Genomic DNA, 19,601 nt, shown 5'->3' on the forward strand with positions numbered 1-19,601 from the left:
TTCGGAGGGTCGGCCCCGCGCTGATCGACGCGCGCCCGCAGCCACGAAGGATCAGCGACTCGCCGCTCAGCCTTCGATCCGCCGCCGCGTCACGCCGAGCAAACCCGCCATGGCCAGCTGCGCTGCTATGGCATCACGCGCGCGGATCGCTTCGAACACGGCAGTATGTTCAGCCAACGAGGCGTTATAGACCTCCGCCCGCTTCGCATTCAGTCGCAACTGCGCTTCCAGCGTGCGCTCGATCAGCGTGCCCAGCGGAATCAGCAATTCGTTGCTGCACGCGGCCAGCACGCTGATATGAAAGCGCAGATCGGCCCGCACCCATTCGTCGACGTTACGCGCGGCCACCATCGCCGCGTGCGCCGTTTCGAGTGCATCGAAAGTCTCCGGACTGTGCGAAGCGGCAGCTAACGCTGCGGCATAAGGCTCGATCATCTCGCGCATTTCCTGCAACTTGAGCGCGAACGTCATCGGCTCCGCGACGCGCGAATACCAGTCGAGCACGTCGACATCCAGCAAATTCCACGCATGCCGCGGCCGCACCCGTGTGCCGACCCGCGGACGCGACTCGATCAGCCCTTTGGACGTCAGCGTGCGCAGCGCTTCGCGCAGCACCGTGCGGCTCACGCCGAATGTCTCCATCAACTCGGCTTCGCGCGGCAGGATGGTTTCCGGCGCGTAGTCGCCGCGCAGAATGGCGGTGGCCAGTTGTTGGGCGACACGCCCGTGCAGATCGTGTTGGATAGGTGCTCTCCCCGCCGTCTTCCGGCGCTCTTTATGTTTGGAACGAACGCGATTATCCGGCATCCCAACGGTAAATCCAGCGCGCCCGGCGACCGTATGCTTGGCGTCAATAGTACTATTAATAGTACTTAAAGGCGATTTTGTTGTAGGATGTGACTCCTCAGATATCGCGCCGATGGACGCGTGCGCCTCAGCAAGCAGCGCCCACCGGTATTCGCCAGCCCATGACGGGCCTGGTTTGCAGACAACCCGTGCAGCCAGGCCGCCACCAGGAGACGCTCACCATGAAAATTACCAAGCTCGAAACCTTCATCGTCCCGCCGCGCTGGTGCTTCCTCAAGATCGAAACGGATGAGGGCATCGTCGGCTGGGGCGAACCGGTCGTCGAAGGCCGCGCGCATACCGTCGCGGCTGCGGTCGAAGAACTGTCGGACTATCTGATCGGCAAAGACCCGCTGCTGATCGAAGACCACTGGCAAGTGATGTACCGCGCGGGCTTCTACCGCGGCGGCCCGATCACGATGAGCGCGATCGCCGGCGTCGACCAGGCGCTGTGGGACATCAAGGGCAAGCACCACGGCGTACCGGTTCATGCGCTGCTCGGCGGCCAGGTGCGCGACAGGATCAAGGTGTACTCGTGGATCGGCGGCGACCGTCCGAGCGACGTCGCAAACAACGCGCGTGCCGTAGTCGAACGCGGCTTCAAGGCCGTGAAGATGAACGGTTCGGAAGAGCTGCAGATCATCGACACCTTCGACAAGGTGCAGGGCGTCATCAACAACGTCGCAGCCGTGCGCGAGGCGGTGGGGCCGAACATCGGCATCGGCGTGGACTTCCATGGCCGGGTGCATAAGCCAATGGCGAAGGTGCTCGCCAAGGAGCTCGACCCGTACAAGCTGCTGTTCATCGAAGAGCCGGTGCTCTCGGAGAATGCCGAGGCATTGCGCGACATCGTCAACCAGACCAACACGCCCATCGCACTCGGCGAGCGTCTCTACTCGCGTTGGGATTTCAAGCACATTCTGGCGGGCGGCTACGTCGACATCATCCAGCCGGACGCCTCGCACGCGGGCGGCATTACCGAGTGCCGCAAGATTGCGTCGATGGCCGAAGCGTATGACGTCGCGCTCGCGCTGCACTGCCCGCTTGGCCCGATCGCCCTTGCCACCTGCCTGCAGATCGACGCGGTCAGCTATAACGCGTTCATCCAGGAACAGAGCCTGGGCATCCACTACAACCAGGGCAACGACCTGCTCGACTACATCAAGAATCCCGAGGTCTTCAAATACGAAGACGGCTTCGTGTCGATTCCGCAAGGCCCGGGACTCGGTATCGAGGTCAATGAGGAGAAGGTCCGCGAGATGGCGAAGGTCGGTCACCGCTGGCGCAATCCGGTGTGGCGTCATACGGACGGCAGCGTCGCCGAATGGTAAGCCGCTGATCTGATGAAACGCCGCCTGCGGGCGGCGTTTTTGCTTCAGGCGAGATCTGAAGCACAAGCCATAAACAGGCCACTGTAAAAAGGAGTCGTGGTGGAGACATCCACATTCGAAACCCAGGCGACCGGCAAACGCCACCGCCTGCTGGTCATGCTGTTCATCACCGTCGTCATTACCTATCTGGACCGCAGCAACCTGTCGATCGCGGCCACCGCCATCGCGCAGGACCTGCAACTCGATCCGGCCCACATGGGGCTGGTGTTCTCGGCCTTCGGCTGGTCGTACGCCTTGCTGCAGATTCCCGGCGGCATGCTGGTGGACCGCTCGAGGCCCCGGCTGATGATGGCGCTGATCATCGGACTGTGGTCGATCGCCACCGTCCTGCAGGGCTTTGCCAGCGCCTTTGCGCTGCTACTGTCGCTGCGCGTGCTGCTCGGCGTGCTCGAGGCGCCGGCCTATCCGACGCTCAACCGCATCGTCACCACCTGGTTCCCCGACAGCGAGCGGGCCCGCGCCATTGCCGTCTACACCTCCGGCCAGTACGTCGGCCTTGCCTTCCTGACGCCCGCGCTCGTCCTCACCCAGCAGCACTTCGGCTGGCACGGCGTGTTCATCCTGACGGGACTCATCGGCGTGGCGTGGGCGCTCATCTGGTACGCGCTGTATCGCGAGCCGTCCGAAGCAGCCGGGATCAACGAGGCGGAACTCGACACGATCCGTCGCGGCGGCGGCCTCGTCGAACTCAGCAGCGCCCGCGTGTCTCGTGCACGATACAACTCGGCCGACTGGCGTGCCGTGCTCGGTAACCGCAAACTCTGGGGCATCTATATCGGCCAGATCGCCGTGACTTCGACGCTGTGGTTCTTCCTGACGTGGTTTCCTACCTACCTCGTCAAATACCGCCACATGGACTTTCTCAAGGCCGGCTTCATGGCCGCCGTGCCGTTTCTCGCCGCCTTCGTCGGCATTCTGGCTTCCGGCCTGATCTCCGACGCCATGATCCGCCGCGGCGTCTCGGCTACGGTCGCGCGCAAGGTGCCCATCGTCATGGGCTTGCTGCTGTCCACGGCGATTGTCGGCGCGAACTTTGTCGACAGTCCCTCGATGGTCATCCTCTTCATGGCCATCGCTTTTTTCGGCAGCGGCTTTTCGTCGATCACCTGGGTGCTTGTCTCATCCATGGCGAAAAAAGAACTGCTCGGACTCACCGGCGGCATGTTCAACCTGATGGGCAACCTGTCGTCGATCTGCGTGCCGATCGTGATCGGCCTGCTCGTCAAGGGCAACGACTTCGCGCCGGCGCTCGTTTTCATGAGCGCGGTCGGCGTGGTGGGCGCGCTGTCGTATCTGTTTCTGGTCGGCCGCATCGAACGGATCCGCTAGGCGGATGAGACACCTCCGGCGACGTTACGTGCGCTAGCGAACGCACGAGTCTCAGTTACGTAACATCCCGGACCGAATCGCTTTAAAAGCGCCTTCCACGCACCTCCGCGCATCCCACCGACTCGCCTGAAAGCCTTTCTGGTAAAGGCTTTCAGCTCTCCCGCCACAACCGCATTTCCCGCTTGGCCCGCTCCTTGCTTTTTAGCAGTCAAAGACGATGCGAGAGGGCAATCATGGGCGAATTTCTTCCTGACTATTTGATCCGCGAACAAGCAGCTGTGGGCGCGCTGGTGGTGTTCGGCGTACTGCGGGTAATCGGTGCGGTCATGGCATTCCAACGCGGCTGGCGCATCTCGACGGTGGAGAAGTGTTTCATCGCTGCAGCGCTCATTTACTGCGCGCCGCAACTGTTCGATTTGCTGACCCAACTCTATGGCTCGCATGCCGCCGGCGCCGAACTCGAAGGCAAGGCGAGCGGCTGCGCGATCGCGCTGTTCTGCGCGCCGATCCTCGGTCACAAGCTGGGCTACGAATAAGTCGCGCCGATTCAAAAATGAAACGGGCCAAATCCGCGGACGACTAAACGCCCGCACCGCCCGAAGCAGCCGACGCAACGAACTGATTGGAAGACCGAAGTGATGAAAGCGATGTTTCTACCAAAACGAACGACGTACCGCGGCGGCGATGTGCTGACGCTCAAATCGGGGGGCCGTCCGATGACCGCCACGTGGGTCGGGCCGGTCGTATTTGCACCGGGTACGTGGCTGATCTGCCAGTGGTTCGACGAGGACGGCGAACTGCGTCAGGAGATGTTCCCTGAAACCATGCTGGAGCGAGTGCCGAAAGCGCTCGCCGCTTAACGGGCAGTACCGGGGCAACCGGCTCCTGCCGGGCGACCGCGTGTGTTCACGCCGCACAGGCTTGCTGTGCGGCGTTTTTTTACGTGGCGCCCACCGCGGACGGGTGCTTCGCACCCTCCCAGCGACCGCTCAGCCGAGCGGGACGAAGGCCGGCACGCTGTTCGACAACGCAGCGGCCGCAATGAACACGCCGATCATTGCCAGCGCTTCGAGGTAAAGCACGTTGATGAAGGTGTGAGCGTCCATCGTCGACGCGGTGCGGCGCAGCCGCGGCAGGGCCAGGAAGCGGTTCAGGCCGCCGAGCACGAGCGCCAGAGCAACCAGCGCCAGCTTGAGCGTCAGTACGTGTCCCCATGTGCTGATCTCGATTGCCTCGAATGATCCGCCCGAGCCCCGCACGGTATTGAAGATTCCAGTCAGCAGCACAAACGCGACCGCAACCAGCGACACGTTCGAGATCTGCATAGCGGTACGGATCAACATACCGCGCGCGGTCGAAGTGCCCAACGCCGGCAACACCGCGAGGCCAGCCGTCACGACCAGTCCGCCCCATACGCTGGTGGCAAGCACATGCAACGTATGCACGCCGATGGCCGCGGACGCCGGACCGGCATCGGCCGCATGCCCGAGCGACGCCTTGCCGGCGGCGATCGCAATCACCGCGAGCCACAGCAGCGCATTACGCAGCGTGCTCGCGTGCGACGACATCGCGGTCAGCAGCAGCACCAGCGCGCCGATAAACGCAACGCTCCACGCATAGCCGATGTGCGTCTGCGAAAGCACGGTTGGGATGACGCTGAAGGCCTGCGGCAACGCACTGCCGCTCATCGCCGCGGACTGGTACAACAACCAGCCGAGGTCGGCGAGGACCAGCACGACGCACGCCGTCAGCATCGAGCGCTGCGCACGCAACCAGGCCGGCCGCGCCGGCGAAACTTTGGCCTGGGCATCCTTCGCAAGCCACGCGCCGAGCAACGCTGAACCGACTGCAAATGCAAACGCGACGTTCATGAGCGCGGCCATGGCGACCTGCCCGATCCACAATCCGTCTACTCTCATTTGGCCGTAAACGCGTCAGTGTCGTGGGTGGGGAGGCCGTCGAGGGCAGGGCGGGAGAAATCGGATAGCTTCATGAAAGGCGAATGGCTTGTGGAAAATACAGAGGGAAGGGTTGCACGCGCCGCAGCAAGACACCGGCGCCCCGGGAGTGTACGCTTCGATGGTCTGCATGCGTGTGGGTTCAACCTGGTTACACGCTCGCGCAGCGAAAGCATCAGTGAAGGACGCGGCAACCGATCCAGAAAAGCAGGTTAGATATAGCCAAAACGCACACTATGTCAAACTGTCTTAACGGCTTTTACGAGGAGGAACGGGGCTCGCCCGTGCCAAATAGTCACCATTACCCATCGATGATAGAATGCTGCGTCGCCGCAGCCCCACTGCCCCCAAGCCGAGCCGTCCGAAGCCCGGTCGGGTCCCCGAATCTGATGGAGTTACGCGTGTCTTCAAGACGCATTTTCCGCCCGCTGCTTGCCCTTCTGCTGATCGGCGCTGCAGGCGTCTATAGCGCTGCGAAAGCGCAGACTCAACCGACGACCCCGGACACGATGGAAGCGCGCGTGCAGGCCTGCGCGGCATGCCACGGCACACACGGTCAGGGCACGGACAACGACTACTTCCCACGCCTCGCGGGCAAGCCGGCTGACTATCTGTTCAACCAGCTGCAGAATTTCCGCGAAGGGCGCCGCAAGTATCCGCCCATGAACTACCTCGTCACGTACCTCTCGGACGACTACCTTCATCAGATCGCGACGTACTTCTCGCAGCAACGGCCGCCGTACCCGCCGCCGGGCAAGCCCACGGTGTCGTCGGATACGCTGGCGCGCGGCCAGGACATCGTGCTGCACGGCGACGCATCGCGGCAGATTCCGGCTTGCGCCGCCTGTCATGGCAAGGCGCTGACCGGTATGCAGCCGGCTATCCCGGGTCTGGTCGGCCTGCATGCTGATTACATCAGCGCGCAGCTGGGCGGCTGGCGTTCCGGTTCGCGTCATGCCATTGCGCCTGACTGCATGCACGAGATCGCTACCCGCTTGACCGATGATGACGTGAATGCCGTCGCTTCATGGTTGTCCACGCAGACGGCTCCGCAAAACCCCGTGCCGGCTCCGGCCCGCTCGATGAAGACTCCGCTTGCCTGCGGCAGCGAACCGCAATAAGGCACCGGGAGAGACAATCAAATGAAACGCAAGTCTTTGTTCGCCCTTTCGGCAGTTGTCGTGGCTGCGGCCGCTGCCCTCGTTCCCGTCCTGTGGTCGGGCGGCGACAACCTGCACAACGGCACCGCTATGGCCGCCACACCGGCCGACCAGGCGGAACTGATCAAGAAGGGCGAGTACCTCGCCCGCGCCGGCGACTGTATTGCCTGCCACACGGTGCGCGGCGGCAAGGAATTCGCCGGTGGCCTGCCCATGGCCACGCCGTTCGGCACGATGTTCACGCCGAACATCACGCCTGACGACCAGTACGGCATCGGCAAGTGGAGCCAGGACGACTTCTACCGCGCCATGCACACGGGCCGTTCGAAGGACGGCAGCCTGCTGTACCCGGGCTTCCCGTTCACGAGCTACACGAAGGTGTCGCGCGCGGACTCGGATGCGATCTACGCGTTCCTGCGCTCGGTTCCGCCGGTCAACGTGCCGAGCCGTCCGCACGAACTGAAATTCCCGTTCAATAACCGCAACCTGCTGATTGGCTGGCGCACGCTGTTCTTCCGCGAAGGCGAGTACAAGCCGGATCCGACCAAGTCGGTCGAATGGAACCGCGGCGCTTACCTGATCGAAGGCCTCGGCCACTGTGGCATGTGCCACACCTCGATCAACGCCATGGGCGGCCCGGTCAATTCGGCAGCCTTTGCGGGCGGCCTGATTCCGCTGCAGAACTGGTACGCACCGTCGCTGACGTCGAACAAGGAAGCGGGTCTGGGCGACTGGGACATCAAGGACATCCAGGCGCTGCTGAAGAACGGCGTGTCGCAACGCGGCGCGGTGTTCGGCCCGATGGCTGAAGTGGTTCACAACAGCTTGCAATACATGTCGGACGAAGACATCCAGGCGATGTCGACGTATCTGAAGACCATCCCGCAGAAGAGCGAAGCGCCGGAAAACCTGCAGCTGGAAACTTCGGCTCAGTTCGGCACGCAACTGCTGCAGCAAGGTCAGAAGGTATATACCGACAACTGCGCGAAGTGCCACGAGGCAAACGGTCTCGGCCAACCGCCGAATTTCCCGCCGCTTGCCAACAACCAGTCAATCCAGATGCCGTCGGCTGTGAACCCGATCCGCATGGTGCTGAACGGCGGTTTCCCGCCGAGCACGGAGGGCAATCCGAAGCCGTATGGCATGCCGCCGTTCGCGCAGTCGCTGTCGAATCAGGAGGTCGCTGCTGTGGTCACCTATATCCGTATGTCGTGGGGTAACCACGGTACGGCGGTGTCGCCGCAACAGGTGTCGGATCTGCGCTCAGCGCCGCTCGACTAGGCGGCGCACGAGACAAGGAGGGCGCGGCTGGCGGGAAACCGCGGCCGCGCCCTTCGTTTTTTAGGACCAGGGTTAGCCAGTACGTGCACAATGGCGTATTGAACCCAGCAGGAGAAGATGTCGTGCATGTCGGTGAGCGTTTCAACAGCATTACCCACCTCGTCGGCGCTGTATTGTCGGTGGCGGGACTGGCTACGCTCGTCACGATGGGCGCGCTGCAGGGCGACGCGTACAAGGTCGTCAGCTTCAGCGTTTATGGCGCCATGCTGCTGGTGCTGTATGCTATCTCCACCCTGTACCACAGCGTGCGCAATCCGCGCTTCAAGGCGGTCCTGCAGAAATGCGATCATTCGGCGATCTACCTGCTGATCGCCGGCAGCTACACGCCGTTCACGCTGGTTACGCTGCGTGGACCGTGGGGCTGGTCCCTGTTCGGGGTGAGCTGGGGCCTTGCGGCCCTCGGTATCGTGCAGGAACTCACGCTCGGGCGACGCACCCGTAGCGTATCGATGGTGCTGTATGTCTTGATGGGATGGCTCGCGCTCGTTGCCATTCGTCCGCTGGTCGAAGCATTACCGGCTGCGGGCACCGCATGGCTCGTGGCCGGCGGGATCATCTACAGCGTCGGCATCTACTTCTTCATCAACGACGAGCGCATCCGGCACGGACATGGTATCTGGCACCTGTTCGTACTGGCGGGCAGTCTGTGTCAATTCGTCAGTGTTGCGCGCTACGTCGCGTGACACCCCACGGCGGCGAAGTGCAACTTAAAGCCAGTCAACGTGTCTTGATAGCGCGTTGAAGCATTCGGCACACGCTGGCGTGTGCCGCCGATTTCCCTGCGACCGGATCTGGGCTTTGGCCTCGAAGCGCGCCTTTTGGCCGCGCATTCGCCGTTCGCGATACTGCATTGCAAAGAGCTTTTATGTCTTTTGATTCCCTCGGCTTGTCCGAACCGCTGGTCCGTGCTGTTCACGAACTCGGCTACACCATTCCTACTCCGATCCAGTTGCAGGCCATCCCGGCCGTGCTCAACGGCGGCGACCTGCTTGCCGGCGCGCAGACCGGCACCGGCAAGACGGCCGGCTTCACGCTGCCGATCCTGCAACGTCTGAACACCATGCCGCCGGTCACCACGGCTGTAGGCAAGCGCGTGATTCGTGCGCTGATCCTCACGCCGACGCGTGAACTCGCCGCGCAGGTCGAAGAAAGCGTGCGTGCGTATGGCAAGTACCTGAAGCTGAAGTCGACGGTGATGTTCGGCGGCGTCGGCATCAATCCGCAGATCGACGCGTTGCGTCGCGGTATCGATATCGTGGTGGCCACGCCCGGGCGTCTGCTCGATCATATGCAGCAGAAGACCATCGATCTGTCGCATCTCGAGATCCTCGTCCTTGACGAAGCCGACCGCATGCTCGACATGGGCTTCATCCACGACATCAAGCGTGTGCTCGCCAAGCTGCCGCCGAAGCGCCAGAACCTGCTGTTCTCCGCGACCTTTTCGGACGAGATCAAGACGCTCGCCGACAACCTGCTGAATTCGCCGGCACTGATCGAAGTCGCACGCCGCAACACGACGGCTGAGCTCGTGGCGCAGAAGATTCACCCGGTGGATCGCGACAAGAAGCGCGAGCTGCTCACGCACCTGATCAAGGAACACAACTGGTTTCAGGTGCTGGTGTTCACACGTACCAAGCACGGCGCCAATCGTCTGGCTGAGCAGTTGACCAAGGACGGTATCAGCGCGCTTGCGATTCACGGCAACAAGAGCCAGTCGGCTCGTACCCGCGCGCTTGCCGAGTTCAAGACCAACACGCTGCAGGTGCTGGTGGCGACCGATATCGCCGCACGAGGCATCGACATCGACCAGCTGCCGCACGTGGTCAACTACGATCTGCCGAACGTGCCGGAAGACTATGTGCACCGCATCGGCCGTACGGGCCGGGCCGGGGCATCGGGCGAAGCGGTGTCGCTGGTGTGCGTCGATGAACTGCAACTGCTCAAGGACATCGAGAAGCTGATCAAGCGCGCCGTGCCGCAAGAAGTGATCGCCGGGTTCGAGCCGGATCCGACGGCAAAGCCGGAGCCGATCCTGCGTCGTGGTCAGGGCGGCGGCGGCGGTGGCCGTCAACCGCGTCAGGGCCAGGGCGCGCCTCGCGGCGACGGCGCCCGGCGCGATGGCGGCGCGGCCAAGCCGGCGTCGCAACGTTCGGGACAGCGCGCGGCCGGTGGACAGCAACAGGCGAAGCCGCAGGGAGCGAAACCGCAAGCCGCCAAGCCGGCTGGCTCGCCCACGCAACCGCAGGTGCGCAAGGACAACCCGCGCCACGAAACCACGCGTCATCACGGTAAGCCGGCAGCTGCTACGCATGACGGCGCCGGTGCGACACATGCGCCGCGCAGCAAGCCGCAGGCGCAAGCCAAGCCGCAAGGTGGCAATCCTGGCGCATTGCTGGGCGGCGCCAAGCCGCGCGGCAGCGCGCCGCGCAGTGGCTCGCAACCGCCGCGTAACGGCGGCCAGCGCGGGCGTTAAGCCGCTCTGACGCTGTTCAAGGCCCGCGCACCGCGGCAGCCTGCTTCAGGTGCTCGATCTGCTGTTCCCAGCGATCGAGCACCGCCGTTCCCCCCTCTTCCAGTTCGAACGTAATGCCGCCCGTCAGGCGTGCATACGGCACCCGTTGCGCTTCACCGGTATCGATCGAGCCGATGAAGCACGCGAGGCCGCTCGCATCGCCAGCTACCGGCTGCAATGCCTCGAACCGCAACTGCACCTGATAAAACACCGCCTCGTAGACAAACGTCAGCGCCGCACGGCCGCCGCGTGCCAGCACGCCCGCGGCCCGCGATTGCGGCCATAACGCGAGGCACAAGGTACGGGCGTCGGGTGCGTACAACTCGCCCACACCCAGCAGCGAGGTCCGTACGTGGCCATTCGCGTCTGCGGTCAACAACGACGCTGTAAAACCAATCTTGCTCGCGAGCGACGTGCCATCGAACAACGCCCGCACCGCCGCCGGCCATTCGTCGAACGCGGTTTGTTCGAGCGGGTGTCTGGATACAGAATCGGTCATCGCCGAACTCCGGTTGATCATTCGTCGTGAATCGAAATGGCCGCCCTGCAAAGACGAATGGCCCGCGCAGGCGGGCCATTTCGTTCTACTCTCGTTTATAACTTCAGATAGTTACGCAGGCCTCGACGAGCGAGCCGCGCCACCTTCCCAGCCTCGATCCTCAACGGAAGAATACATGCTGGGTGATCTTCGCGAGCGGATAGTGAACGCCGGGTTGAATCCGCGCGGGCAGATCGAGCGGCTTCAGCAGCATCTTCACGCACATGTCGGCCGACAGATTGCGGCGCACCAGCGCATTGATGCGTGCCGCACGTTCGCGGTTATAGCCCGAATCGTTCACGCGCTCCGGATAGCGGACCGCAAACACGTGGCGTAGCGCGATCTCCGAGTCTTCGTTCTTGATCTCCAGCACACGGCGCATCAGCGCACCGAGCACAGCGAGACGACCGTTGCCTTCGATCTTGTTGTACTTCTTGAAGAACTTGAAGAAGTGCTTGTAGTGACGGACTTCGTCAGTACGAATAAGGTCGGTGATCTCCTTGAGCACTGGTTCATCCGAGCATTCGCCAATCGCGCGATACAGCGTCGCCGTACCGGTTTCAACCACGCAGCGTGCAACCATTTCGAGCGCGCGCGTCTTCTCGAAGTCTTCGACGGAACAGGTTTTCGAGTACTCCTCGAAGAAATTACGGAAGGCCGTGTCCCAGTCGAATTCCGGCCACACGTATGCGATATAGGTCTTCAGTGCGCGGCCGTGCTGCATTTCTTCCGGCTCCCACTCGTTATTGAGCCACGCCGACACTTCAGGATCGCCGTTGAAGAAGGTACTCAGGTTACTTGTATAGAGATCTGTACCACTTTCGATAAACGAAGACGCGCACAACAGAAGCAGCAGATCTTCGTTGGCCACGGCCCGCTGCCGGTCAATCCGGCTGAGGTCGATGTCCTCAATCCGCCAAGGCATCACGTGGTTAAGCTCAGTGTGCATTTGTTCCTTACTCCGAAAGCTGTATCGACTTCGGGAGCGTGCCTGGAAGCACTCGCGTTTGCCAGGCCGCTCTCGTTCCGATACAGCGCCTTGAATTAGAGTTAACCCCTTATGTCTTGCATCTTAGCTGGTGTTCCGCAACTCTGCAGACAACACAGCACAGACCATGCCCATGTCCAGCAGTTCCGGAGGCACGATAGGCGAATTGTTCCAAAGCAAAACAAGGTGGGCGCAGCGCACAAAAAAGGCAGCCCACTGAGGGCTGCCTGAGCTTGAATCAACGGCCGGTAAGCGGGGGGTGGCAATGCCTCAGAGCACGCGGAGGCACCGCCCGACAGGCCTTAGGAGGAATACAGCAGGGCTTTGTCGCGCCCGGCATGGCGCCTGCGCCACGCGACGATCACCAGCGACAACCCGGAAAGCAGCGCCGCAATCAGCACGTAATAACTTGGCGCGAGCTTGTCGCCGGTCAAATGAATGAAGGTTTCGACGATCGTCGGTGAGAAGCCGCCGAAGACGGTCACGCCGATGCTGTAAGCGATCGAAAGGCCGGTCGAGCGCACATGGGTTGGGAAGATCTCGGACATCAGAGCCGGCATCGGACCGGAGTAAGCCGCCTTGAGGATGCCGGATGTGCCCTGCAGCAGCAACAGCCAGCCGACCGTGGGGTAGCTCTGAAGCAGTGCGAACATTGGATAGATCAGCAGGCCCATCAGGATCGATGTGCCCAGCATGATGCGGATCCGGCCGATGCGATCGGACCACGCGCCCATCACCGGCGAAAGGATCAGCTGCAGCCCGCCATTGAGCACTACAGCGCCGAACGATACGGCCGCCGGCATGTGCAACTGTTTCACGGCGTACATGGGCATGTAGAGCTGCAGCACGTACACACCTACCGTCGATTGAGCGACGATGCCGATCGCGAGAAGCAGGTTCACCCATTGGCTGCCGAACGACGCGGTTGGGTCAGCTGCTGCGGCGGCGGCCGTATCGCGCTGCCGGCGCATCGCCAGAAACTCGGGCGTCTCATCCAGATGCGAGCGGATGTAATAGCCAATCGGCCCAATTAGCACACCGAACAGGAACGGAATACGCCAACCCCAGTTGCCCAGATGCTCGGGCGACATCCACGCGGTAAGCATCGAGCCGAACGCGGCCGCGAGAATCGCCGCAAGCCCCTGACTCGCGAACTGCCAGCTCGCGTAGTAGCCGCGCTTCGTGGGGCTATGCTCGACCATGAAGGCCGTAGCGCTGCCGAACTCGCCGCCCACGGCAAAACCTTGCACGAGCCGCGCGACCAGGATCAACACCGGCGCCGCAAGCCCGATCATGGCGTACGGCGGCATCACGGCCATCGTCAGGGTGCCGACCATCATCAGCGTAATGGCCAGTGTCAGCGCCGCCTTGCGGCCTTTGCGGTCCCCGTAGATGCCGAGCACCACCGCGCCGATCGGGCGCATCAAAAAAGAGATGCCGAACGTGGCGATGGCGAGAAGCGTCGACAGCCACTCGTCGTGCATTGGAAAGAACTGCTTCGCGATGATGCCGGCGAAGTAGCCATAGACCGAAAAGTCAAACCATTCGAGCGCATTGCCGACCGACGACGAAAAGATAATGCGCCTGATCATCCCTTTCGACATCGGCGGGGCAGCGGAGTCCGGGGAAACCGCCGCGGCGTCAACGGGCGAAGCGATATCGTTCATGATCGGCTCTACAGGAAGCGCGAGGCCGCCCAGGCTGGATCGTTACCCAAGGCACCTCGCGTGCAACGACACGCTTGAAGACTGACGAAGCTACGCTCAGAAGCCGGCTGCGAGGCCATCGCGACGGCTGTCGCTCGCCGCCACATAGCCGCGGTCCGGATCGTTGCGATCGAGTTTCCAGATGTACTGGCCGGAGCCGAAGTCCATGTACGGATCATCGACCGACTTGATCGTATGGCCGAGGTTTTCGAGTGCGCGCGCGGTGTTCGCGTCGAGCGTCGCTTCGATGTCGATGGTGAAGTCGCGGTTCACCTTCCAGCGCGGCGCATCGCAGGCCGCCTGCGGTTGCTGGCCGTAGTCGAGCATCCGTACGATGGATTGCAGATGGCCCTGCGGCTGCATATCGCCGCCCATCACGCCGAAGCTCATCACCGCTTCCTGCTTGCCGTCGACCTGTTGCGTGAGGAAGGCCGGGATGATCGTATGGAACGGCCGCTTGCCGCCTTCGACGACGTTCGGCGACTTCGGATCCATCGAAAAACCGCAGCCGCGGTTCTGCATCGAAATGCCGCTATCCGGCACGACGATGCCCGAGCCGAAGCCCATGTAGTTCGACTGGATGAAGCTCACCATCATGCCGTTCTCGTCAGCGGCGGACATGTAGATCGTGCCGCCCGCTTTCGGCATGCCGAAGTCGAACTGCGTGGCGCGCTTCGGATCGATCAGCCTCGCCCGCTCGGTGAGATACGCGTCGTCGAGCATCTGCTCGGGCGTCACGTCCATGGAACGCGGGTCCGCAACATAGCGGTAGACGTCAGCAAACGCCAGCTTCATTGCTTCGATCTGCAGGTGCTGCGATTCGACGTTGTCGAGCGCGAGCGAAGCCACATCGAACTTCTCGAGGATGCCGAGCGCGATCAGCGCAGCGATGCCCTGGCCGTTCGGCGGAATCTCATGCACCGTGTAGCCGCGATAGTCCTTGCCGATCGGCTCGACCCAATCCGCGCGGTAATTGCGCAGGTCGTTCGCGGTCATGGCGCCGCCGCACTCGCGCGAGAACGCGGCGATTCGCTCGGCGATTTCGCCTTCGTAGTAGGCGCGCGGACCCTGTTCGGCCAGCTTGCGCAACGTCTTCGCATGGCCGGGGAAGCGCATCAGCTCGCTCACTTCCGGCGCCCGGCCGCGCGGCATGAAGGTCTGCGCAAAGCCCGGCAGATCCTTCAGCTCCGGGATAGCCGCGGCCCACTTGTAGGCCACGATGCTCGCCACCGCATGGCCGCGCTCGGCGATCTCAATGGCGGGTTCCATCAGATCGGCGAACGGCAGCGTGCCGAATTTCTCGTGCAAGGCTTCCCAGCCGGCAATCACCCCCGGTACCGTCACCGCATCCCAGCCGCGCTTGGGCTGCTTCGCGAGACCGTTTTCTTCACCGTACTTGCGCTTGAAGTAGTCCACGTTCCACGCCGCCGGCGACACGCCCGACGCGTTCAGCCCGTGCAGCTTCGCGCCATCCCACACCAGCGCGAACGCGTCGCTGCCCAGGCCGCAGGAGACGGGCTCCACGACCGTGATGGCCGCCGCAGCCGCGATCGCCGCGTCGACGGCATTGCCGCCCTTCCACAACATGCGCAGTCCGGCTTGGGCTGCGAGCGGATGCGAAGTCGAAACGATGTTGCGCGCGAACACGGGCAGACGCGGCGTCGGATAGGGGTTTTGCCAGTTGAAGCGGGTCATGTAGGAGACTCTCGGAAAGCGCGGCCCAGCGCAGAAGATCCGCCGGAGCCACTAGAAACGCGTCACAAAGGAATCGTCGATTGCAGCGCGAACCGGCAGAAAAAACAAATTCATTTATCAAATGAATAAATGCAGAAATATGCTGAATATGTCGGCCGCGATCTTATGCATGTTGCGTAGGTTGGCGGACAACCCGACACTTGGTCTTACAATAGCTCACCGTTTCCACCATTGCTCGCTCCAGGCGCTGGCTGCCTCACCCGGCGCCAACGCCAACACTTGACCCGAGACACATGACCCGAGACCCCCGCCTGACCCTCAACGCACGTCAACAGGAACTGCTCGAGTGGGTGCAACGCGACGGCTTCGTGACCGTGGATGACCTGGCTGCCCATTTCGACGTCACTCCGCAAACCATCCGGCGCGACGTGAACTGGCTGGCCGATATGAACCTGCTGCGTCGCTACCACGGCGGTGCGAGCCTGCCGACCAGTTCCGAAAACGTCTCGTACACCGCGCGGCAACGGATGTTCCACGACGAGAAGCGGCGCATCGCAGCGCTCGTCGCCACGCATATTCCCGATCAGGCATCCCTCTTTATCAACCTCGGCACGACCACGGAAGAGGTGGCGCGGGCGCTGAACCGCCATCGCGGGCTGCGCGTGATCACCAACAACCTCAACGTTGCCAGCATGATGAGCGGCTATCCGGAATCCGAGGTGCTGGTGACCGGCGGCATTGTGCGACCTTGGGACAAGGGGATCGTCGGCGAACTGGCGATCGACTTCATTCGCCAGTTCAAGGTAGATTTCGCGATCATCGGCACCTCGAGCATTGAAAGCGACGGCACGCTGCGCGATTTCGATACGCGTGAAGTGCGGGTGGCCGAGGCGATCATCGAGCACGCGCGCACGGTGTTTCTCGCCTCCGACCACTCCAAGTTCGGCCGCCCGGCGCTGGTCCGCCAGGGTCATCTGAACCAGATCGACGCTCTGTTCACCGACAAGGCGCCGCCGGCCGACATGGCGGAGACGCTGGCCAACGCGGGCACTCAGGTCTATATCGCGGAGTGACGCGCTGAGGACGGCAATCCTCCGAACGCCGTATGGCCGAATCCGCTAGGCGCGCGACGCCACGGCGTTTTGCTGCAGCGCACGCAAAACCTCGCGTGAAATCAAGGATTTGCCCGCCGATCCAGACCGCTTCTTCGGTCTCGAATTGTCAAATGGAAAATTTTCAGGGGACGATTTGGCGTTCAGCGTGCGGTTGACTACACTCCAGTTCCCCGACGCTATTTTCGTGCCGCGTCGGCGGTGAAACGCTGTTACTCCCGCCCGATCCTGTAGCGGATCGCGCTGCGCCCCGCCGCCCCGGCCGGCCAGCCAGTCGCCTCAAAGGCAGTCCGCATTACGCTTGACATGGAGAGAACGATGCTGAGTCCGCATGAATTCGCCACGTTGTTGCTCGTCAAGGATGCTCCCCACCAGGTTGACATGGATCGGGAGGAGCTGGATGCGCTGTTCGAACGACAGCTCGTGCAACTCGAGAAGCTCGCCTCCGGCCTCAAGCAATGGCGCGTCACCGACATCGGCGACACGGCAATCCGGGCCATCAAGCGTCTGTCCTAATGCCCCACCATGGCCATGCGCCGGTTTGCCCCGGCGCGTGATCTCCCAGCAAGGTGAATCCGACGGATATCGTCTGATGTTCGTATTCGAGCATTCGAATCATCATGCGCGTCTCACCACCTCGCCTCATACGGCTGCGAAGTGACCACTCACAGTGTGTGTCCCACCTTGGAGATAGAGGCTGAGGCGCGTCTGATTGAGCGCCTCCAGGCTTAGCCGCGCACAAACTCCCTTCAACCGCTGCGCAGCGTAGGGTCGACCGCCGCGCGCCAGCTAACCGCCTTCGCGCGCTGGTCCAGAAAGAACGCCACCCACTGATTGCGCGCTTGCGGGTCGCTGCTCGAGCCGAGCGTCGAGTAGTTCTGCGCGATCGCGGTCTGGAACGAGCAGTAATCCGCCGTCGACACTTTGCCGCGCCGGTTGGCAACATACGCATCATAGAAAGTCGTATAAACCGACTGCGCGTCATTGCCGTAGTTGACCGGCGCCGCATTGCACATCTGCTGCAGCGCCGCGAACGACGGCGCGCCCATGCTGCCACTCAGGCTCGGCGTACCCACACATCCGGCCAGCAACGCCGCCGCTCCCGCTCCCCAAAGTCTCCGCATGTCTCACCTCGATATGGCTATTGCTATGAGTATCGTCGGTGCCGTCGCGTTACGCTACTACCCAAGAAACCGGATCACGAAACTCGAACTTTACTTTTTCGATTTTGTTCATTAAAGTTCGAAAACGAACACTATCGGTTCGATAGCATTTCATCCATGACGCAGGGGACACAGCAGGTGACGCAAGGCTCTAGATACGATTTGCTCGTGGTGGGCGGCGGGATCAACGGCGCCGGCATCGCACGCGACGCCGCGGGGCGCGGCCTGTCTGTCTTGCTCTGCGAACAGGACGATCTGGCGGCGCATACGTCGTCGGCGAGTACCAAACTGATCCATGGCGGTCTGCGCTATCTCGAGTACCGCGAATTCGGCCTCGTGCGCAAGGCGCTGCAGGAACGCGAGACCCTGTTGCGCGCCGCACCGCACATCATGTGGCCGCTGCGCTTCGTGATGCCGCACATGCCGAACCTGCGGCCGGCATGGATGATCCGCGCGGGCCTGTTCCTTTACGATCATCTCGCCCGGCGCGAACTGCTGCCGCCCTCGCGCGGCATCGACATGCGCCGCCATCCGGCCGGCGCACCGCTGATCGAATCGATCAAGCGCGGTTTCGTGTACTCGGACGGCTGGGTCAACGATGCGCGCCTCGTCGTGCTGAACGCGCTCGACGCGCAGGAACACGGCGCCACCATCCTCACGCGCACCAAGCTCATCAACGCCGTGCGCGCTGGCGGCGAATGGCACGCGCAACTGCGTCGCGACGACGGCACGCAACTGGAAGTGCGCGCCTGTGCAATTGCAAATGCCGCCGGCCCGTGGGTAGGCGAACTGCTGCACGGCGCGCTCGGCCGCGAAGCGAACCATAGCGTGCGCCTCGTCAAGGGCAGCCACATCGTCACGCCGCGCCTGTTCGAACACGATCACGCGTACATCTTCCAGAACCCGGACAAGCGGATCATCTTCGCGATTCCGTACGAGCACGACTACACGCTGATCGGCACCACGGACATCGAATACCACGACGACCCGGCGAAGGTAGCGATCAACGCCGACGAGACGCAGTATCTGTGCGACTCGATCAACCGCTATTTCAAACAGCAGATTTCGCCGAAGGACGTGCGCTGGACCTACTCGGGCGTGCGTCCGCTGCTCGAGGAAGAAGGTGCGGACAATCCGTCCGCCGTCACGCGCGACTACCGGCTCGAACTCGATGCACCCGCAGGTGAAGCGCCGCTGCTGTCGGTGTTCGGCGGCAAGATCACGACGTTCCGCAAGCTCGCGGAAGAAGCCGTCGACGAACTCGGTCGCGCGCTGCGGAATCCGGCTCCGGCCTGGACGGCCGGCGCAGCGCTGCCGGGCGGCGATATCCAGCAAGCGAATTTCGGGCGCTTCGTCACGCAGTTCAAGCAGCAGAACGCCTGGCTGCCCGCCGACCTCGCGTACCGCTACGGCCGCGCATACGGCACGCGCGCGAGGCACGTGATCGGTCAGGCACGCTCGCTTGAAGACCTCGGCCGCGCCTTCGCTCCAGGTCTGTACGAAGCCGAGCTGCGCTATCTGCGCGACGTCGAATGGGCTCGCAGCGCGCAAGACGTGTTGTGGCGCCGCTCGAAGCTCGGCCTGCATGTCGAGCCGGGCACACTGGAAAGCGTCACAAAGGACATCGACGGCTGGTTTGCCAGCGCTCCCGCGCCGCTCGAACCCGCGGCACTCGGGCAAGCTCCGGCGAGTCAGCACGCATAGACAGACACAGACAGGCATGGTCAAGCGCGTCAGCGCGCACCAGAACCAGTAAGCACAACCAGGCACCGACAAGCGCATCACGCCCAACGCAGGCGTGATCAGTACAAGCCACCGATAACACCGTATTCCGGCATGCAGATCGAGATCGGCACACCGGA

General features: G+C 62.7%; 18 protein-coding genes. 11 read left to right on the forward strand and 7 right to left on the reverse strand.

The features are described from left to right. Positions 1-66: 66 nt before the first annotated feature. Positions 67-807, reverse strand: a complete 741-nt coding sequence (locus tag P3T17_RS25865; protein WP_083611352.1) for a FadR/GntR family transcriptional regulator — start codon at positions 805-807, stop codon at positions 67-69. 221 nt (positions 808-1,028) lie between these two features. Here P3T17_RS25865 and dgoD point away from each other — a divergent pair, with 221 nt between their 5' ends. From dgoD to P3T17_RS25885, 4 genes are all read left to right on the forward strand, one after another. Continuing rightward, complete coding sequence (gene dgoD, locus P3T17_RS25870; RefSeq protein ID WP_074263425.1) at positions 1,029-2,177, forward strand: galactonate dehydratase; 1,149 nt, start codon at positions 1,029-1,031, stop codon at positions 2,175-2,177. 156 nt (positions 2,178-2,333) lie between these two features. Then, positions 2,334-3,566 (forward strand): MFS transporter, encoded by a 1,233-nt coding sequence (locus P3T17_RS25875; protein WP_429409371.1) that lies wholly within the window; start codon positions 2,334-2,336, stop codon positions 3,564-3,566. A gap of 233 nt (positions 3,567-3,799) precedes the next feature. After that, positions 3,800-4,102 carry a hypothetical protein gene (locus tag P3T17_RS25880; protein ID WP_429409342.1) on the forward strand — a complete coding sequence of 101 codons (303 nt, stop codon included), beginning with the start codon at positions 3,800-3,802 and terminating at the stop codon, positions 4,100-4,102. A 111-nt stretch (positions 4,103-4,213) separates the two neighbouring features. Next, a complete protein-coding gene (locus tag P3T17_RS25885; RefSeq protein ID WP_429409343.1) occupies positions 4,214-4,426 on the forward strand; it encodes a YodC family protein in 213 nt (70 codons plus the stop codon). Positions 4,427-4,555: 129 nt separating this feature from the next. Here P3T17_RS25885 and P3T17_RS25890 read toward each other — a convergent pair whose 3' ends face one another. Continuing rightward, on the reverse strand, positions 4,556-5,485 hold the full coding sequence (locus tag P3T17_RS25890) for a CopD family protein (protein ID WP_429409344.1): 930 nt from the start codon (positions 5,483-5,485) through the stop codon (positions 4,556-4,558). A gap of 428 nt (positions 5,486-5,913) precedes the next feature. Here P3T17_RS25890 and P3T17_RS25895 point away from each other — a divergent pair, with 428 nt between their 5' ends. The 4 genes from P3T17_RS25895 (at position 5,914) to P3T17_RS25910 (ending at position 10,498) form a co-directional block, all read left to right on the forward strand. After that, entirely contained in the window at positions 5,914-6,645 is a 732-nt protein-coding gene (locus P3T17_RS25895) for a c-type cytochrome (RefSeq protein WP_074263421.1), read from the forward strand. Positions 6,646-6,666: 21 nt separating this feature from the next. Further along, positions 6,667-7,965 (forward strand): c-type cytochrome, encoded by a 1,299-nt coding sequence (locus P3T17_RS25900; protein ID WP_074263420.1) that lies wholly within the window; start codon positions 6,667-6,669, stop codon positions 7,963-7,965. A 122-nt stretch (positions 7,966-8,087) separates the two neighbouring features. Beyond that, entirely contained in the window at positions 8,088-8,708 is a 621-nt protein-coding gene (gene trhA, locus P3T17_RS25905) for a PAQR family membrane homeostasis protein TrhA (RefSeq protein WP_074263419.1), read from the forward strand. A 182-nt stretch (positions 8,709-8,890) separates the two neighbouring features. Further along, positions 8,891-10,498, forward strand: coding sequence for a DEAD/DEAH box helicase (locus tag P3T17_RS25910; RefSeq protein ID WP_429409346.1), 1,608 nt, complete (start codon positions 8,891-8,893; stop codon positions 10,496-10,498). A gap of 16 nt (positions 10,499-10,514) precedes the next feature. Here the strand turns inward: P3T17_RS25910 and P3T17_RS25915 are convergent, their stop codons facing one another. The 4 genes from P3T17_RS25915 to P3T17_RS25930 form a co-directional block, all read right to left on the reverse strand. Further along, positions 10,515-11,036 (reverse strand): hypothetical protein, encoded by a 522-nt coding sequence (locus P3T17_RS25915; protein WP_429409348.1) that lies wholly within the window; start codon positions 11,034-11,036, stop codon positions 10,515-10,517. A 160-nt stretch (positions 11,037-11,196) separates the two neighbouring features. Beyond that, entirely contained in the window at positions 11,197-12,024 is an 828-nt protein-coding gene (locus tag P3T17_RS25920) for a ferritin-like domain-containing protein (RefSeq protein WP_074263416.1), read from the reverse strand. A 341-nt stretch (positions 12,025-12,365) separates the two neighbouring features. Beyond that, positions 12,366-13,730 (reverse strand): MFS transporter, encoded by a 1,365-nt coding sequence (locus tag P3T17_RS25925; protein ID WP_429409349.1) that lies wholly within the window; start codon positions 13,728-13,730, stop codon positions 12,366-12,368. A gap of 96 nt (positions 13,731-13,826) precedes the next feature. Then, positions 13,827-15,464, reverse strand: coding sequence for a gamma-glutamyltransferase family protein (locus tag P3T17_RS25930; RefSeq protein WP_429409350.1), 1,638 nt, complete (start codon positions 15,462-15,464; stop codon positions 13,827-13,829). 293 nt (positions 15,465-15,757) lie between these two features. Here P3T17_RS25930 and P3T17_RS25935 point away from each other — a divergent pair, with 293 nt between their 5' ends. Then, a complete protein-coding gene (locus tag P3T17_RS25935; protein ID WP_429409351.1) occupies positions 15,758-16,537 on the forward strand; it encodes a DeoR/GlpR family DNA-binding transcription regulator in 780 nt (259 codons plus the stop codon). A gap of 357 nt (positions 16,538-16,894) precedes the next feature. Beyond that, positions 16,895-17,092: a hypothetical protein gene (locus P3T17_RS25940; protein ID WP_166660794.1), complete on the forward strand. Its 198-nt coding sequence runs from the start codon at positions 16,895-16,897 to the stop codon at positions 17,090-17,092. Positions 17,093-17,325: 233 nt separating this feature from the next. Here P3T17_RS25940 and P3T17_RS25945 read toward each other — a convergent pair whose 3' ends face one another. Beyond that, positions 17,326-17,700, reverse strand: a complete 375-nt coding sequence (locus tag P3T17_RS25945) for a hypothetical protein (protein WP_429409352.1) — start codon at positions 17,698-17,700, stop codon at positions 17,326-17,328. 177 nt (positions 17,701-17,877) lie between these two features. Here P3T17_RS25945 and glpD point away from each other — a divergent pair, with 177 nt between their 5' ends. Next, complete coding sequence (gene glpD, locus P3T17_RS25950; RefSeq protein ID WP_429409372.1) at positions 17,878-19,443, forward strand: glycerol-3-phosphate dehydrogenase; 1,566 nt, start codon at positions 17,878-17,880, stop codon at positions 19,441-19,443. Positions 19,444-19,601 lie beyond the last annotated feature (158 nt).

The sequence above is a fragment of the Paraburkholderia sp. GAS82 genome (assembly GCF_050436285.1).
Lineage (GTDB): Bacteria > Pseudomonadota > Gammaproteobacteria > Burkholderiales > Burkholderiaceae > Paraburkholderia > Paraburkholderia phenazinium_B.

What these genes read in the sequence shown, in the direction of transcription:
- P3T17_RS25865 (WP_083611352.1), bottom strand. Translation starts at nt 807, where the DNA reads ATGCCGGATAATCGCGTTCGTTCCAAACATAAAGAGCGCCGGAAGACG.
- dgoD (WP_074263425.1), top strand. Translation starts at nt 1,029, where the DNA reads ATGAAAATTACCAAGCTCGAAACCTTCATCGTCCCGCCGCGCTGGTGC.
- P3T17_RS25875 (WP_429409371.1), top strand. Translation starts at nt 2,334, where the DNA reads ATGCTGTTCATCACCGTCGTCATTACCTATCTGGACCGCAGCAACCTG.
- P3T17_RS25880 (WP_429409342.1), top strand. Translation starts at nt 3,800, where the DNA reads ATGGGCGAATTTCTTCCTGACTATTTGATCCGCGAACAAGCAGCTGTG.
- P3T17_RS25885 (WP_429409343.1), top strand. Translation starts at nt 4,214, where the DNA reads ATGTTTCTACCAAAACGAACGACGTACCGCGGCGGCGATGTGCTGACG.
- P3T17_RS25890 (WP_429409344.1), bottom strand. Translation starts at nt 5,485, where the DNA reads ATGAGAGTAGACGGATTGTGGATCGGGCAGGTCGCCATGGCCGCGCTC.
- P3T17_RS25895 (WP_074263421.1), top strand. Translation starts at nt 5,914, where the DNA reads ATGGAGTTACGCGTGTCTTCAAGACGCATTTTCCGCCCGCTGCTTGCC.
- P3T17_RS25900 (WP_074263420.1), top strand. Translation starts at nt 6,667, where the DNA reads ATGAAACGCAAGTCTTTGTTCGCCCTTTCGGCAGTTGTCGTGGCTGCG.
- P3T17_RS25910 (WP_429409346.1), top strand. Translation starts at nt 8,891, where the DNA reads ATGTCTTTTGATTCCCTCGGCTTGTCCGAACCGCTGGTCCGTGCTGTT.
- P3T17_RS25915 (WP_429409348.1), bottom strand. Translation starts at nt 11,036, where the DNA reads ATGACCGATTCTGTATCCAGACACCCGCTCGAACAAACCGCGTTCGAC.
- P3T17_RS25920 (WP_074263416.1), bottom strand. Translation starts at nt 12,024, where the DNA reads ATGCACACTGAGCTTAACCACGTGATGCCTTGGCGGATTGAGGACATC.
- P3T17_RS25925 (WP_429409349.1), bottom strand. Translation starts at nt 13,730, where the DNA reads ATGAACGATATCGCTTCGCCCGTTGACGCCGCGGCGGTTTCCCCGGAC.
- P3T17_RS25930 (WP_429409350.1), bottom strand. Translation starts at nt 15,464, where the DNA reads ATGACCCGCTTCAACTGGCAAAACCCCTATCCGACGCCGCGTCTGCCC.
- P3T17_RS25935 (WP_429409351.1), top strand. Translation starts at nt 15,758, where the DNA reads ATGACCCGAGACCCCCGCCTGACCCTCAACGCACGTCAACAGGAACTG.
- P3T17_RS25940 (WP_166660794.1), top strand. Translation starts at nt 16,895, where the DNA reads ATGCTGAGTCCGCATGAATTCGCCACGTTGTTGCTCGTCAAGGATGCT.
- P3T17_RS25945 (WP_429409352.1), bottom strand. Translation starts at nt 17,700, where the DNA reads ATGCGGAGACTTTGGGGAGCGGGAGCGGCGGCGTTGCTGGCCGGATGT.